Origin of the sequence: Citrobacter gillenii, assembly GCF_013337685.1 — a bacterium.
GTDB classification, from domain to species: domain Bacteria; phylum Pseudomonadota; class Gammaproteobacteria; order Enterobacterales; family Enterobacteriaceae; genus Citrobacter; species Citrobacter gillenii.
This window is the reverse complement of the sequence record NZ_SUQN01000003.1, coordinates 389,983-406,001: the sequence shown is the minus strand read 5'-3', so window position 1 is coordinate 406,001 and position 16,019 is coordinate 389,983. Positions and strand designations below refer to the sequence as shown.

14 protein-coding genes are annotated in these 16,019 nt (G+C 54.7%); 8 read left to right on the top strand and 6 right to left on the bottom strand.

Annotation, left to right across the window (positions count from 1 at the left end):
* The first annotated feature begins 4 nt into the window (after positions 1–4).
* The 5 genes from FCH32_RS09180 to FCH32_RS09160 all read left to right on the top strand — a co-directional run bounded on the left by FCH32_RS09180 (position 5) and on the right by FCH32_RS09160 (position 5,670).
* Positions 5–649 (top strand): DUF4310 family protein, encoded by a 645-nt coding sequence (locus tag FCH32_RS09180; RefSeq protein ID WP_096758519.1) that lies wholly within the window; start codon positions 5–7, stop codon positions 647–649.
* 113 nt (positions 650–762) lie between these two features.
* The gene (locus FCH32_RS09175; protein ID WP_174360794.1) at positions 763–1,896 is read left to right on the top strand and encodes an amidohydrolase/deacetylase family metallohydrolase; all 1,134 of its coding nucleotides are present in this window, start codon (positions 763–765) and stop codon (positions 1,894–1,896) included.
* Positions 1,880–2,998 (top strand): DgaE family pyridoxal phosphate-dependent ammonia lyase, encoded by a 1,119-nt coding sequence (locus FCH32_RS09170; protein ID WP_146717607.1) that lies wholly within the window; start codon positions 1,880–1,882, stop codon positions 2,996–2,998. The genes FCH32_RS09175 and FCH32_RS09170 overlap by 17 nt, the downstream gene beginning before the upstream one ends.
* On the top strand, positions 2,995–3,735 hold the full coding sequence (dagF, locus tag FCH32_RS09165) for a 2-dehydro-3-deoxy-phosphogluconate aldolase (RefSeq protein WP_174360793.1): 741 nt from the start codon (positions 2,995–2,997) through the stop codon (positions 3,733–3,735). The genes FCH32_RS09170 and dagF overlap by 4 nt, the downstream gene beginning before the upstream one ends.
* A gap of 21 nt (positions 3,736–3,756) precedes the next feature.
* Entirely contained in the window at positions 3,757–5,670 is a 1,914-nt protein-coding gene (locus tag FCH32_RS09160) for a BglG family transcription antiterminator (protein ID WP_174360792.1), read from the top strand.
* A gap of 66 nt (positions 5,671–5,736) precedes the next feature.
* Here the strand turns inward: FCH32_RS09160 and FCH32_RS09155 are convergent, their stop codons facing one another.
* The 6 genes from FCH32_RS09155 to FCH32_RS09130 are packed head-to-tail and all read right to left on the bottom strand — an operon-like array spanning position 5,737 to position 13,125.
* Positions 5,737–6,129 carry a DUF4280 domain-containing protein gene (locus FCH32_RS09155; protein ID WP_174360791.1) on the bottom strand — a complete coding sequence of 131 codons (393 nt, stop codon included), beginning with the start codon at positions 6,127–6,129 and terminating at the stop codon, positions 5,737–5,739.
* The gene (locus tag FCH32_RS09150; RefSeq protein ID WP_244958398.1) at positions 6,126–7,052 is read right to left on the bottom strand and encodes a type VI secretion system protein TssA; all 927 of its coding nucleotides are present in this window, start codon (positions 7,050–7,052) and stop codon (positions 6,126–6,128) included. The genes FCH32_RS09155 and FCH32_RS09150 overlap by 4 nt, the downstream gene beginning before the upstream one ends.
* On the bottom strand, positions 7,049–10,588 hold the full coding sequence (locus FCH32_RS09145; RefSeq protein ID WP_174360790.1) for a type VI secretion protein IcmF/TssM N-terminal domain-containing protein: 3,540 nt from the start codon (positions 10,586–10,588) through the stop codon (positions 7,049–7,051). The genes FCH32_RS09150 and FCH32_RS09145 overlap by 4 nt, the downstream gene beginning before the upstream one ends.
* Positions 10,585–11,334, bottom strand: coding sequence for a DotU family type IV/VI secretion system protein (locus tag FCH32_RS09140; protein ID WP_174360789.1), 750 nt, complete (start codon positions 11,332–11,334; stop codon positions 10,585–10,587). The genes FCH32_RS09145 and FCH32_RS09140 overlap by 4 nt, the downstream gene beginning before the upstream one ends.
* A complete protein-coding gene (gene tssK, locus FCH32_RS09135) occupies positions 11,315–12,652 on the bottom strand; it encodes a type VI secretion system baseplate subunit TssK (protein ID WP_174360788.1) in 1,338 nt (445 codons plus the stop codon). The genes FCH32_RS09140 and tssK overlap by 20 nt, the downstream gene beginning before the upstream one ends.
* 14 nt (positions 12,653–12,666) lie before the next feature.
* A complete protein-coding gene (locus FCH32_RS09130; RefSeq protein ID WP_174360787.1) occupies positions 12,667–13,125 on the bottom strand; it encodes a T6SS protein Cts2N in 459 nt (152 codons plus the stop codon).
* A 376-nt stretch (positions 13,126–13,501) separates the two neighbouring features.
* Here FCH32_RS09130 and tssB point away from each other — a divergent pair, with 376 nt between their 5' ends.
* From tssB to FCH32_RS09115, 3 genes are read left to right on the top strand one after another with little or no spacing between them, the layout of a single operon-like run.
* Positions 13,502–14,014 (top strand): type VI secretion system contractile sheath small subunit, encoded by a 513-nt coding sequence (tssB, locus tag FCH32_RS09125; protein ID WP_174360786.1) that lies wholly within the window; start codon positions 13,502–13,504, stop codon positions 14,012–14,014.
* Between the two features lie 18 nt (positions 14,015–14,032).
* Entirely contained in the window at positions 14,033–15,514 is a 1,482-nt protein-coding gene (tssC, locus tag FCH32_RS09120; RefSeq protein ID WP_174360785.1) for a type VI secretion system contractile sheath large subunit, read from the top strand.
* Between the two features lie 18 nt (positions 15,515–15,532).
* A complete protein-coding gene (locus tag FCH32_RS09115) occupies positions 15,533–16,015 on the top strand; it encodes an Hcp family type VI secretion system effector (protein WP_047406626.1) in 483 nt (160 codons plus the stop codon).
* Positions 16,016–16,019: the final 4 nt, after the last annotated feature.

Here is a 16,019-nt window from a genome sequence, read left to right as displayed (position 1 = left end):
CACAATGGAACAGAATAAAGGTTTTTGGTTCGCCGACTGGTCGTTCCCGATCTTCGTGGGACTGCTCTCCTCCGGCGTCTTTGCCGGCACGCACATGTACTACCTGTATGGCATCGGTGCGTTTAACGAAGTGGCCTTTGTGGCAATGCTGAAAGCGGGAATGGACACCGGTTCTTACGGGGCGGTAGCGGCGTTTGGTGCGAGCTTCCTGTTTGCCCGCATTATTGAAGGTTCGCTGGTGGGTATCCTGGACATCGGCGGGGCCATCCAGACCGGCGTTGGTTTGGGCGTGCCGGCACTGCTGCTGGGGGCTGGCATTATTTTCCCGGTCGCTAACTTTGCTGCCTCGCTGGTCACCGGTTTGGTGATTGGCCTGGCAATTGGCTACATCATCATTCTGGCGCGTAAGTTCACCATCAATCAGAGCGATTCGACCTACGGGGCGGACGTGATGATGGGAGCCGGTAACGCCTCAGGTCGCTTCCTTGGACCGCTGATCATCCTCAGCGCGATGACGGCTTCCATCCCTATCGGCGTCGGTTCTCTGGCCGGGGCGCTGCTGTTTTACCTGTGGCAGAAACCGATCACCGGCGGTGCGATCCTTGGGGCCATGATCCTCGGTTCCATCTTCCCGATTGCGATTAGCTAATTGCCTGATGGCGCTGCGCTTATCAGGCCTACAGCATCGTACTCGTTGTAGGCCGGATAAGACATTTATGTCGCCATCCGGCAACCGATTTCCTCTTTCTACAGGAGAGTGTGATGTTTGATTTACTCCTGCGCCATGCGCGTCTGGTAGACGATACGGTGAGCGATATTGCGGTCAAGGACGGCAAAATTGCGGCGCTGGGCGAGATAACCGATCCGGCGGTGAAAACCGTCAATTTACGCGGTGAGTGCTACGTCAGCGCCGGGTGGATTGATTCTCACGTCCACTGCTACCCGAAATCCCCGATTTATCATGACCAGCCTGACAGCATCGGGATTGCCACCGGCGTCACCACGGTGGTGGATGCCGGTAGCACCGGCGCTGATGATATTGATGATTTCTATACCTTAACCCGTGAAGCGACCACCGATGTTTATGCCTTGCTGAATATTTCCCGCGTGGGGCTGATTGCGCAAAACGAGCTGGCCAATATGGCTAATATCGACGCTGACGCGGTGAAGCAGGCGGTGCAACGTCACCCGGATTTTATTGTCGGCCTGAAGGCGCGGATGAGCAGCAGCGTGGTCGGTGAAAATGGCATTATCCCGCTGGACCACGCCAAAGCGATGCAAGCGCAGAATGGTGACCTGCCGCTAATGGTGCACATCGGTAACAACCCGCCGGATCTGGATGAGGTCGCCGAACGCCTGACGGCGGGCGACATTATTACCCACTGCTATAACGGCAAACCGAACCGTATTCTGACGCCAGAAGGCGAGTTACGGGCCTCGGTAACGCGGGCGATTTCGCGCGGCGTACGCCTCGATGTTGGACACGGTACCGCCAGTCTGAGCTTTGCGGTGGCGAAACGCGCCATCAGCTTAGGCATTTTGCCGCACACCATCAGCTCAGATATTTACTGCCGCAACCGCATCAGTGGCCCGGTGCATTCATTGGCCAACGTAATGTCGAAATTTCTCGCCATCGGTATGTCGCTCCCGCAGGTCATTGAGTGCGTGACCGCCAGTGCCGCCGACGGCCTGCGCCTGAAAAATAAAGGCCGACTTCAGGTCGGTCTGGATGCCGATCTCACCCTCTTTACGCTGAAGCGCCAGCCCGCCGTGCTGGTCGATGCCGAAAACGACAGCCTGCAGGCTGAACAACTGCTGGTACCGCTTGCTGCAATACGTGCAGGCAAGGGCTATATGACCGAACAAGGGAGCGTGGAACATGCCTTCGATTTTTGAGAAATACCATTTAAAACAGGTTATTAATACCTCTGGGCGCATGACTGCGCTTGGGGTCTCTACGCCGCGACCCGAAGTGGTACAGGCCGCGATGGCGGGGATGAATCAGTACTTCGAAATGAAAGATCTGGTCAATAAAACCGGAGACTACATCGCGAAGTTGCTCGAGGTGGAAGGCGCCACGGTGGTGTCCTGTGCCTCGGCGGGGATTGCCCTGTCAGTGGCGGCTGTGCTGGTAAAAGACAGCGACTGGCTGCTGGAAAACCTGCACGCCACACCAATCGACAACAACGAAATCGTGCTGCCTCGCGGCCATAACGTCAACTTTGGCGCACCGGTTGGCAGCATGGTGGCGCTTGGCGGTGGCAAGTTAGTCGAGGCCGGCTACGCCAATGAATGCTCGGCGGCGCAGCTGACAGCCGCCATCTCGCCGCGCACGGCGGCCATTCTGTATATCAAATCGCACCACTGCGTACAAAAAAGCATGCTCAGCGTAGAGCAGGCCGCCGTGGTCGCACGTACGCATAATCTGCCGCTGATTGTGGATGCAGCGGCGGAAGAAGATTTGCAGTGCTACTACCGTGTCGGTGCGGACCTGGTGATTTACAGCGGCGCCAAGGCGATCGAAGGGCCAACCAGCGGCCTGGTGATTGGTAAAACACAATATGTGGAGTGGGTGAAACGCCAGACGGCAGGTATTGGCCGGGCGATGAAGGTCGGCAAAGAGGGCATTCTCGGGCTGACCTGCGCCATTGAACTGTACCTCAGCGCGCAGAAAGAGAGCGGCGCGGAGATGGTCGAAAAAATGACGCCGTTTATTAATACGCTGAATACCTTCAATGGCGTCAGTGCGCGGGTGGTGTGGGACAGCGCAGGGCGCGACATTGCGCGTACCGAAATTAAGTTTGACGAAGCGGTAACCGGGATCGCCACCGGCGAGCTGGTTGAGGCGCTTAAGCAGGGCGAGTATGCGATCTACTTCCGCGGCTACAAAGCCAACGAAGGCATTATTGAAGCGGACGTGCGCAGTGTAGACCGCGCGCAGCTGGAGATAGTGGCGCGTCGTATTGCGGACGTGACCGGGCAGGAGAAAAAAGTATGAAACTGACGCCTAACTTTTATCGCGATCGCGTCTGCCTGAACGTGCTGGCGGGGTCAAAAGAGAACGCCAGTGATATTTACGCGGCGGCCGAAGGCCATGTGCTGGTCGGTGTGCTGTCCAAAAATTACCCGAGCGTTGAAAGCGCGGTGGCGGATATGCGTGAATACGCGGCGCTTATCGACAATGCGCTGTCCGTTGGTCTCGGGGCGGGCGATCCGAACCAGTCGGCGATGGTTAGTGAAATTTCCCGTCAGGTGCAGCCGCAGCACGTCAATCAGGTGTTTACCGGCGTGGCGACCAGTCGGGCGCTGCTGGGGCAATCTCAAACGGTGGTCAACGGTCTGGTTTCGCCAACCGGTACGCCGGGCTGGGTGAAGATCTCCACCGGCCCGCTCAGCAGCCAGTCAGCAGATGGTGTGGTACCGGTGGCAACCGCCATTGCACTGCTGAAAGACATGGGCGGCAGCTCGATTAAATACTTTCCGATGGGCGGTCTGCAATGCCGCGACGAATATCAGGCGGTGGCTGAAGCCTGCGCCCGGCATGACTTCTGGCTGGAGCCTACGGGCGGTATCGACCTGGACAACTTTACTGAGATTCTGCAGATTGCCCTTGATGCCGGCGTGAGCAAAATCATTCCTCACATTTATAGTTCTATTATTGATAAGGTGAGCGGCAACACCCGGCCTGACGATGTGCGCCAGCTGTTGGCAATGACCCGGGCCTGCGTAGGTTAACTGATTAGTGAGGAAACTGACGTGCGATTCCCCAACCAACGTTTAGCGCAGCTGTTTGGCATGCTGCAAAGCGAGGCGCTGCCGCAGGATGAGCTGGCGCAGCGGTTGTCGGTTTCCACACGCACGGTCAGGGCGGATATTACCGCGCTGAACGCGCTTCTCACCCCGTATGGCGCGCAGTTTGTCCTTAGCCGGGGCAACGGTTATCAGTTGAAAATTGACGATCCGGCACGCTACCAGACGTTACAAACGCAGCAGCCCGAGCGGTTGCTGCGCATTCCGCGTACCAGCCAGGAGCGGGTACACTGGCTGGTGGTTCGTTTTCTGACATCGGCTTTTTCGCTGAAGCTGGAAGATTTAGCTGATGAATGGTTCATCAGCCGGGCGACGCTGCAAAACGACATGGCAGACGTGCGTGAGCACCTGCAACGCTATCGACTGACGCTGGAAACGCGCCCCCGACATGGGATGAAGCTGTTTGGCAGTGAGATGGCGATCCGCGCCTGTCTGACCGATCTTCTGTGGATGCTGGCGCAGCAGGATCCGGCCCATCCGCTGGTGATGGAAGAGGCGCTCAATGCGGGCGTCCCGCAACAGCTGCAGCCGGTTTTACAGGATATTTTCACCCGCTTTCATATTCGCCTGACCGACGAAGGAGAGCTCTTTCTGCGCTTATATTGTGCGGTGGCGGTACGCCGGATTAGCGAGGGCTATCCGCTGCCGGAATTTACCGCAGAAGAGGTGGAACATGAGGTGTGCCTGGCGACGCGGGAAATTGCTTCGGTCCTGCACCAACTGGCAGACAAACCACTCTCCGTGTTTGAGGAGAACTGGCTGAAGGTACATATCGCCGCCCGTCAGGTACAGGATATCGCCCCCAGCGCGATTAACGCCGATGATGACGAAGCGCTGGTCAATTACATCCTGCGTTTTATCAACACGCAGTACAATTACAACCTGATGAACGATCGGCAACTGCATGCCGATCTACTGACTCATATTAAGACCATGATCACCCGGGTACGCTACCAGATCATGATCCCCAATCCGCTGCTGGAAAATATTAAACAGCACTATCCGATGGCATGGGATATGACGCTGGCCGCCGTGTCAGGCTGGGGGAAATACACCCCGTATACCATTAGCGAAAATGAGATTGGCTTCCTCGTGCTGCACATTGGCGTTGGACTGGAACGTAGTTACAACATCGGTTACCAGCGACAGCCTCGTGTGCTGTTGGTTTGTGACGCAGGAAACGCCATGGCGCGAATGATTGAAGCGGTGCTGGCGCGTAAATATCCGCAGATTGAGATTGTCGGCACCGTGACGCTGCGCGACTACGAACAACGGGACGCCATCAGCGAAGACTTCGTGATTTCTACCGCACGAATAAATGAAAAAGATAAGCCTGTGGTGATGATCGCCCCGTTCCCCACTGATTATCAGCTGGAGCAAATTGGTAAGCTGGTGCTGGTGGATCGCACCCGCCCGTGGATGCTGAACAAGTTCTTCGACGCCGCCCATTTTCGCATTATTGACGAACCGATGGATCAACAGACGCTGTTCAACACGTTATGCGGCCAGCTGCACGATGAAGGCTTTGTCGATGCGGAGTTTCTCGACTCCGTCGTTGAGCGCGAGGCCATCGTCAGCACCCTGCTGGGTGATAGCATTGCCCTGCCGCACTCCCTCGGTTTGCTGGCTAAAAAAACGGTGGTCTATACGGTGCTCGCCCCGCAGGGCATCGCCTGGGGAGACGAAACCGCACATGTGATCTTCTTGCTGGCCATTAGTAAAAGCGAGTATGAAGAAGCGATGGCCATCTACGATATTTTCGTCACCTTCCTGCGTGAACGCGCTATGACGCGGCTCTGTGCGTGTCAGAATTTTACCGAGTTCAAAACGGTTGCCATGGAGTGCGTCAGTCGTTTTTAAAGACGCCGCAATTACCTTGCAGCGTAGTCTCCTGCAATCGTTACCCTTAATTTCAAGGGCATAACATTACGCCACAACAGTCGTCATCTGCCCAGGAAAACTAATCTGGATCACGCCGCCCCACATGCAGATCAATGTTGACTGGGCGGTAAGGGCGGGCATATTTCCCACTAATACCGTGGGTGATCCCGGCGCCCAGGGTGCCGGTGTGGCGGGAATGCACGGCATTGGCGTCAGCACGCCCAGCGCTGCGGCGGTCGCGGCAGCAACGGTCGGGTTGGCGATGCTGTTGCACATCGCGAACGGTAGAATATTCACAAATGGTTTGTTGTCCATAATATTCGCCATTGGCATGTTACTGACGATGGTTCGACTGGTGGGCAGTACGTTCAGCGTACCAGGCGCGATGCCAAAGGAACATTGTAGCAGTGCGCCGGTACAGACTCCTGGACAACTCATGGTAACACCCCCAGTTGCCGCCACAGTCGGCGAGCGGATTCATCGCTATTAATCAGTTCTGAGAGCAGTTCCGGCAGCGGTGTGTGCCCCCAGGCAAAGGCGCGGTACAGCAAATAGGGTACCGGGCTATGTGGTTCGGTGCGCGCCAGGTAGTCTGCGACCTGTTTAATCATCAGATATGCCTCCTCCCGATGGGTAAATGTGGCGTTATTGCTGAATGTTGGGGCGCTTTCCTCGCTGACAGATTGCGGTTGCACTGGCAATGCGCTGCCTCCTAACGCCTGCAGGCAAGTTTTGATTTTTTGTTCAAGCAAGCTGAAGGAGGGGGCTGAAGCTTCGGGCCAACTCTGACAGACGGCATTGAGACGTTTGAGCCACTCGATGCTGGATGCCAGAGGCTGAAGGGGCGCTTCGTCTGCGCCGGGTAGCGGAATGTCAGAAAATTTTCCCTGCTGCCACTGCGTCAGTGAGACGGTTTCCCCATGGGCGATAAACAGCGAGGCTTCAGCGACCAGCGTGGCGTAATGTTGCGCTATCCAACACAGTGGCGCGGCGCGATAGTCATAGTCACCTTCTTTAATTTGGGGATGCAATTCCTCCGGGTAATGTTCAAGCGCCAGAGTCACTAATGCCAATGCATCGGGTAGGGCAGCTAAGCCGCGAATCCTAATCCACGCTTCCCCCAGCCAGCCCATAATCACCAGATCCTTACTGAGCGTTTTCGTCAGCAGAGTGGCAATGTTGGCAACTTCGTCCCAGTCGGCACGGCGTGGCGTACTCTGCCAGACGCCGGTGGGCAGCGTTTCGTCATCCTGCTGGCGAGCGGCGACCAGCCTGTCGAACTCGGGTGAATAACGGATAGAGTCCCCGCACGGATTATCCGCCTGAATGGGGGCCAGTAATGCCTGAATATGTTCCATCATTTTCCTCTTGATAATCCCTGCTCGGTAAGCGGTATCCATGGTAGCGGCGCTTTGCTTTGGGCACCTAACAACGTGACCTGCCAAAATACCGTCGACTGCAATGGCTTCTGACCATCGCTTACGGGGAGCGAAAAGCGTAGCGGCAGCGGTTGCGTCAGCGCGCCATCGACGCGCTGTTGTTCAATCATCCTGAGCAGCGACCATGCCCCCAGCCAGCGCCAACGACCAGTATCACCGCTTACCGTTACGCCTGTCTGTGACAGGCCTGGCATTGGACGCCAGGTGGAATTGGCTGCCCAGCGCAGACTAAAGCTCAGACTATCGCCGCTGCGCCAGTGCAGGTCCGTCGAGCCGCCGGGGTAGCTGATCGATTGTTGATTGCCGACAAGCCGCCAGTCGGCAATCTGATCCGCGCCAGCCTCATGGTTGCGTGAGGTTCGCCAGATGACCCGTAACGTCACGCCTTCAGGGCTGACCAACGCCGAAAGTAACGGTTGTGCTGCTGCCAGTTGTTGAATCAGTGGCGGTTGTTCGGATAGCGTTTCAGCGGGGAGTTGCGCCAGCAAAAGAGTCAGTTCGCGCACCCGATCGACATCAGCATCCGGCGCGTTTGGCACAGCGGTAAAGGGAAAGCGCCCCGCAAGCCAGATGTTGTACAGATTGAAGATCTTCTGTACCGCGCCGATGCTGGCCTGTTGGCGTAACTGCTGACATTTTTGCAATGATGCGTTTACCAAAGCGTTTAGCGATTGACCGTAAAAATCGTTACTGCCATCGCTGCGAAACTGCGCCAATTCACTCTGGCAGTTCTGTGCGGAGAGCGTCGGTAGCACGGCGGCAAGGGTCGCCATCTGCATCGGCGGACTGCCAGGATCCTGTTGTTGAAGTCGTTGCATGGCCGCCAGTGAACTGCTCCAGCGAACGATAATCTGGTTATCCGTTGCCGTTAGCCATGGGCGCTGCTTGTCGAGCCAGTCAATATCCTGCTGATAGCGGACCAGTACGCCGGAGATTTGCTCTGCTTGTGCGCTAGCCCACCCGACAATTTTCTGCCCGCTAGCCTGAGCTTGTTCTGTCGTAGCGTAATTGACCGCCGGAGGGTTAATCGGCGGAAGTAACGCGCCACCGTCCTGACGTACCCGGCTAATCACCTGGGCGGCAGTTTGCTGGCGTAATACAATGGCAAACTGAGGGCGGTTAAGCTGGCTAAAGGCGTCAATGACCCGATCCGCGCTGGCGGTACTGATATTACTGCGATCCGGCGCCTCAGGTGCGCCTGCGTAGAGTGCCTGACGCATGGCGTTTTCCGCCGCCTGTTGCGCCAGCATAGTGAGTTTAGGCCGCCAGATGCTGTCCGAAAGCTGCTGTATAAAGCGCTCATATCCGCCATACAGCGCCAGAGCTTGCTGAAGTTGCAGATTACCGGGATAACCGACGGAGGTCTCGGTAGGCTGACTTGCTCCCTGTTGCCAGAAGGGCTGATTAAGTAAATCACGCAAGCTTTTTTGTAGTGCCAGAATATCCGTCGATACGCTGAATTGTCCTTCCGGGGATTGCTCAGTTAACGAGGAGAAGTGCAGCCTGGAACCATCAACCTGCGCCAGAAAGCGTTGGCGTAGTAGGGTTTCGTGGCGAAGCAGTTCCTGAACCACGCTGTTGTCGATAAGCCTGAGGGTTCGTGCCTGAGTGAGCAGTTCATCCAGTGGCAGTCTGATTGGCGAGTTCGTTGCATCGCGGCTCAAGTTATTGATGGTCGTCAGCGTTGCCTGTAAGCGACTAACCTGCCGGACCAGTGAGCGGACGAATAATGGGGTAACCCCGGAGCCATTGCCGAATAGCGCCAGCAGTTGTTCGAGCTGCTCTTCGTTGCTATCCAGGCTGGTGTTGCCATAGTTTTGCTCCAGCCAGCGCATAGTTTCGTGAGAAAATTGTACGCTGTTGCGCTGAGTCAGTTCACTGGCGTCGGGTAATTTCAGACGTGAGAGATTGAGTGTGGCAAACATCTCGTTGAGCTTCTCCTGCGAGGGCAAAGAGTCGGTGTCAACTGTCACGTCCCAAATGCTGGCGCTGACGTTTGCCAACGTCTGCACGGTGGGTTGCTTCATCTGCATCAATTGTAGCAACGGCAAATAGCGCGACTCCATTTGTTTTGCCTGAGCGAGCAAGTGCTGAATCTGCTGGTAACGCTCTTCGGGTAGCAGATCGTCCTGCTCCGAACCCCTTTCATCTTGATTTTGCAGGCAGATACTGTTGGTGGCGGGAACCAACAGGCTGATCAGGGTGACGTTGTTAAACGTCTCCCGCAATTTTTTATCGGTGTGGCTGAACAGCGAGCCTGGCCAGACGACGGAACGAAACTGCCACTGTGGAATACCGTTGAGTACCCGCCAGTACAGCGTGGTAGAACGCTCACCAGTAATATCGGCTCGGACGCCTGTGGCGAGAACCTGCAGACGATCGTGCAATAGTACGGCGTTGGTGTGCTGGTATCGCCAGCTCCAGGTCATTGCCGCCAGCCACAGAACACAAAGACAGCTATAGCAGGCAAGGGTAATGAAATGGCGGCGCAGGTTCAGGCGCAGCAGGCGACGCACGGGCAATGCAAGGCCGCGTTCAGCGGCAATTTTCCCGCTCAGCAGCGTCTGGCAAAACTGCATCTGCGGTTTGCCCTCTGCCATCGTTCGCGCAACAAACCAGATCCCTCTCAGCAGCGGCGGTTCATCGCGAGCATTGCTGTTGAACAAGGTATCGAAATAATCATGTAGCGGCGTGGCAAGTTGCGGGAGGTTTTCTGGTAACTGGAACAGTGTTTCCGGCGTGCTCCCTTGCAGAGCACCGAGTTCGGTGATGAGTCGTCGCAGCGACATCCGGGCATTGTCCAACACGTCGTCAATCCACTGTGGTTTCCAGATAGCTTCTCTGGCAGTAGGTATTGCGCTGCCAATGGGGCTGCGGCGGGCATCCTCCGGCAGTATCGCCAGCAGAGCGGCGGTTCCTTCCAGAGATTCCATGCCACTTATCAGCAGGTAGACGGGCAGACTCAGCCCGCACACCTGTTGAATTTGTTGGCAGTTGTTCAGCAGGCTAGCGCGGGTGACATCATCACCGTTCAGCGCGTCCAGTGGCAGGGTGATGATTAGCGCGTCCAGCGGACGCTGCGGGCGGCTTTTCACTAGCGCAGCCAGTATTTTTTGCCAGTCGTTCTGGCGAATAAGCCGCTTCCTCCCTGCGGTTTGCAGTGTTTGCGGCAAGCACAGAATGCTGCACTGGGAGTTAAACCACCACTGCCCGAACCAGTGTTCCTGACCGTCGGTCAGTGACCAACTACGGCAGAGCAGGCGGTTATCTTCTTCGTTACCCAGCATCAGGATACGCATACTGTCGTAGGGATCTTGACCGCCGCAGGCGCGCTGGATCTCCTTTTGCGCGCGGGTAAACGTATTGTTGCGGTATTCCCACTGCCACCAGACGCACCAGAGGGTAATCGCCAACAGCATCAACATAATAATCAGTAGCGTAAACCAGGGCTGCGTCACTTGGCATCTCCCGGGCAGGACTGAGTCACTGGGAAGTCAGGTAGTGCAGTCACGCCGATGGCGTCTTCAATACTCAGCCACAAGCGCTGACTCAATAACAGTAGCGCCAGAAGTATGATGACAGCAATCAGGTGCAGGCGTGAGTTATCCGGTAGACGACGATGCGCCGGAAGCTGTAATGGTGAACCCAGCGCAGCGGAAGCCATGCGTTGGGCAATATCGTTGAATTGAGCATCATGCTGAAAGGCAAAATGCCACAGGAGGCGGCAGGTTTCCTGGTGTACCTGCGGGGAAAAATCATCTCGCCGGGAGCCAAAACCCAGCGTCAGACAGCGCAAATACAGGGCGGCTAAATCGCGCTGACCTGGGTTGCGTTCATTGAGCAGGGCGGTGATCTTGCGGGGGATCTGGTCCCCTGCGCTGTGGGTTTGCCACAGATGATACTCCAGCGGGCAGGACTGCCACAGGGAGAGTGCGGGCCAGTCACCGTAGAGTACGGACTCATCAATCAGCGCGACCAGGGCATAAACGGCGGCGTCAATCTGCTGCTGAAACGGCGTACCCAGTTCGCGGCTCAGGCGTCGGTTATATTCCGCCACCGTCTGGCTGGCGTATTCAACGGCCTGATTATGCAGTTCATTCGGTGGCAACATGGTACTTTTCCAACGTTCGAACTGCGCCAACCAGCGGGAATAAATCTCATCAAACAGGCGGCAAGCTGGCATATCAGGATCCACGGGCGTCATGATAATCCTCCTGCCGGTAAAGCATGATCCGCTGCGGCATATCCTCTGTTTCGTGCAATGAGGCGATGACCAGCGGCGTTTCTTTTTCAAACCACTGGGTGGTAAGGGTTAGCGTGAATAAGGCTACGCTGTTGTCTATTTCCCAGTCACTGCGCTGCTCTGCTGCCAGCGGTGTAAGCGTCATTCCGTGCATGCGTTGACGGCGCAGAATCGGCAGGAAAGGCTGGCTGGCGATGAGACTATGTTGTAACCAGTTTTCTGCTCTGGATGTGTTGCCAGCAGGCATCAGCAGGCCAATTACCACCGGCTCTCCGGCATGGATATCCGCAGGGAGTTGCAGCGAAAAAGAGTTATCCAGTTTGTTGAAGTTGAGCCGCTGATAGCGGCGATGAATATGTGCCAACTGGTTTTTTAACACGGTGAAAAGGGAAGAAAATGCGGGCAGCATATTCTGATAATTAAAGGCTGGCAGCAGGGGCAGTGTCTTATCCTGAGTCAGTATTGCCGTTTGTCCGATAAACAGACACAGTGCGCGGTAAAGGTCCTGGGGATGTGGTTTTCCGCTATTGATAAGGCTTTCCAGCAGCGGCAGTGCGCCCTGAATACTGTGTAGCGATAACGCTAACCACAGCCAGTCATTCAGGCGTTGACCTTGCTGCGCCAACTGCATTTCCCGGCTCAGGAACAGGTTTTTCTCTCTCGCTTGCAGGCAGAGTTGACGGGTGCGGCGTACAAGATAGCTCTCTTCGCCGACGGCGGGAGTCGGTGGAAACCATTCGCTCAGACGAAATCCACCTTCGGTATACACCACCTGAACCAGCGGCAGACAGATGAAATCAGCAAGGTCATGCTGGCGAACCAGACGCGGTACGGGCTGCCATTGTGAAATGCTGTCGGGAAATTCACCGCTACTCAGGTCAGGCAGCGGGGGGCTGTTAACTGAGCGATAGCGGCTATTCATTAATTGCCACTGTCCGGCACGGTTTAGCGGCGGCAGCGCCAGCCAGAGGATATGCTCACTGTCCGGTGCGGCAGGCAGTAAACGAGTACAGTCAAACTCCAGCAGCGGTTCGCGGCCAATGTCGTAATCCACCGGCGTCCCGTCTGGCATAATAGCCTCCAGGCGCAATATGCGTAGCGTTCCTGCACATAATGCCGCTTCGTCAATCTGTAGCTGACTGACGCCCCAGAACCAGGGATTAGCGCATCTTGTGAGCGCGGCGGAAAGCGTTTCATTGCGCAATGCTTGCAACTGAAAATGTTGCGGCAGCATTGCCATCCCTTCATACCAGCAAACCATTGCCGGAATTGTGCTCATCGTATCTTCCTTGTTCAGGGGGCGAGGATTGCCTCATCGGTCATCAGCAACAGATGCAGCGAATCTGCTTTATCCAGCCTTAAGCGGTGTTCCCCTGCACTGATATAGTGGGAAAACACCAGGGTTGTTTCTGCTTTAACGCCGTGCAGGGGAGAATTTTTTGTCACAAAGCGCGAGCCTGGCACCAGCTCCAGGGACCAGATGTGCAGCCCGTCAGGGCTATCGCGCAGGAGCTGTGATTTGGCGTTAAACCATTGTGCTGCACTAAGCGTTTGTACAGTTGGCAGCAGTGCGCTATCGGCAACGGCGACAATATCTACTGCAACTGGCGTGTTATCATTGGCATCTGGAACCGTTTCAATGACCACGTCATTAAATGCTACGCGGTTTTGCCACAATGAACAGCTGCTACTCAATAAAATTAAAACACCGAATAATATTATGTTGGCTGAATGGCGTAGGCCGTTTGTCATATAAAATCCCTTTATATCGTTATTAAGAAGGTAATTAATGGTGACGTTTTGTTTTTTGACTTAAATCATTATTGGGTTCATCTGGTGTAATAAATTCGTTAACATATAAAATATTCATTAAATGAATGACTTCAGTGAAAAGTATTTATAAAAACTAATTCTATATTTAACTTGTTGATTTTTATGTGTTATTTTTTGGTTTATTGATTTTAATCAAATGTTGTATTTTTGTGTAAAAATAAAGAATTAAGTTGATATTTATTTTGCGTTGTGTTTTTTATATTGCATGTGATTATTCGTGAATATTGTTCTTAGAATAAATAATGGTGCGGCAAATATCGTACCAGGGATACTATTGCAATAAAAAGGATTGAATATGGCCGAGAGCATTCAGCATAAACTCAACCGCATTAGACCACCGCGCGTTCAAATAACCTATGACGTAGAAACGGGGGGCGCGATTGAGAAGAAAGAACTTCCGTTAGTCGTGGGTATTCTGGCTGATTTATCCGGACATCCCGCATCCCCACCCGCTAAATTACGTGAGCGTCGATTCGTCGAAATCGATCGTGATAATTTCGATGATGTGCTTTCCTCCATCTCACCTCGTCTGGCGGTTCAGGTAGAAAATCGTCTGGCTAATGATGGCAGCAAATTGAACGTTGAGCTGCGCTTTAACGAGTTCGACGACTTTTCGCCGCTCAATATTATCAATCAGGTTAAACCCCTCCAGCGTCTTTTCCTTGCCCGCCAACGCTTGCGCGATCTCCTGACCAAATTGGATGGTAACGACTCACTGGATGCTCTGTTACAGCAGGTGGTAAACGATAACACCGAGCTTCAGGCATTAAGACCTTCTGCTGAAGAAAAACCGACTGAAGATGCGTAACTGAGAAGGAGAAGAGCAATGGAGAATGTTCAGGAACAAGCGGAAAGCGGTGCACAGACGGTCACGCTGAGCGTATTGGATCGTATTATTCAGGAAGGCCGGATGGCGCGTGATGAGCTGCAACAGACCTATGCGCGTGACATGCTGGAAGAGCTGGCAACGCAAATCCTCGACGAAGGGATGGCGATAGAAGGTGACACGGTGGCAATGATCAACCACCGTATTGCGCAGATCGATCAACTTATCAGCGGCCAGTTGAATGAAGTGTTACACCATCCTGATATGCAAAAACTGGAAGCATCCTGGCGCGGGTTGCATCAGTTTGTAATGAATACTGAAACCAGTACGCGACTGAAATTACGGCTGCTGAACGTCTCGCGCAAAGAGCTGCAGGACGATCTGGAAAAAGCGGTTGAGTTTGACCAGAGCACGCTGTTCAAAAAGTTGTACGAAGATGAATATGGCACCTTTGGCGGTAACCCTTACAGTGTGCTGGTGGGGGATTTTGAGTTTGGCCGTCATCCGCAGGACGTGGCGCTGCTGGAGAAAATATCTCAGGTTGCGGCGGCCGCTCATGCGCCGTTTATTGCGGCTGCCAGTCCGCGCTTGTTTGATATGGGATCGTTCGCTGAGCTGAGCGTGCCACGCGATCTGGCGAAGATCTTCGAAAGCACCGAAATGATCAAATGGCGAGCATTCCGCGACAGCGACGACTCGCGCTATGTCTCGCTGGCGCTGCCGCACGTATTACAGCGTCTGCCTTACGGACCGGAGACGGTGCCGGTAGACGGGGTGAACTTTATCGAGGACGTCAATGGCCTGGATGCCAGCAAATACCTGTGGGGGAATGCCGCATGGGTGCTGGCCAATCGCATTACCGAGGCGTTTGCCTTATATGGCTGGTGCGCCGCGATTCGTGGCGCGGAAGGTGGCGGACTAGTGGAAGATCTCCCGGCGCATACTTTCTCCACGCCATCCGGTGATATCAGTTTACGTTGCCCGACGGAGATTGCCATCACCGATCGGCGCGAAAAAGAGCTGAACGATCTTGGGTTTATCGCCCTGTGCCATAAAAAGAACACCAATACTGCCGCGTTCTTTGGCGGACAAACCACTAATCAGGCCAAAATTTATAACACCCCGGAAGCCAACGCCAACGCGCGGATCTCGGCAATGCTGCCATACGTCCTTGCCGCCTCCCGCTTTGCGCATTACCTGAAGGTCATTATGCGCGACAAAATTGGCAGCTTTATGAGCCGTGATGATGTCGAAAGCTACCTCAACAACTGGATTGCTGATTATGTGCTGCTGACCGACAGCGCCCCGCAGGAGATCAAAGCGCGTTATCCGCTGCGCGAAGCGCGGGTGGACGTGAGTGAAGTGCCAGGCAAACCGGGAGCCTATCGTGCCGTCGTGTTCCTGCGACCGCATTTCCAGTTAGAAGAGTTGACCACCTCTATTCGCCTGGTCGCTGAACTGCCGCCGCCGGCTGCAGCCTGATTAATAAGGAGATAAACCATGGATGCGATTTTTTTAAAGCTCGACGATATCAAAGGTGAAAGTCAGGCTGAAGGATTCAAAGACCAGATAGAGATCATGTCCTTCAGCCACAACGTGGCGATGCAGGTCACCAACGACGTCAGTAACACGGAACGCACCTCTGGACGAGCGCACGTTGGGGAAATGTCGCTGACCAAGTTTGTCGACCTTTCCACGCCGAAGCTTAACGAGTACTGCTGCAGCGGGAAGATGGTTAAAGAAGCCGTGCTGACGTTGTGCCGTAATGATGACGGAAAAATGCTGCCATTTATCGTCTATACCCTGGATAACGTGATTATCTCGCATCTGAGCGTCAGCGGCGGTTCCGGTGGTAAGCCGGTGGAAACAATGTCGCTGAATTTCACCAAGATTAAATGGGAAATCACCGCTCAGAAACTGGGAGGCCAGAAAGAGGGCAACGTTTCTTCCGTCTGGGATATGGCGATGAACAAAAAACCGTAACCTG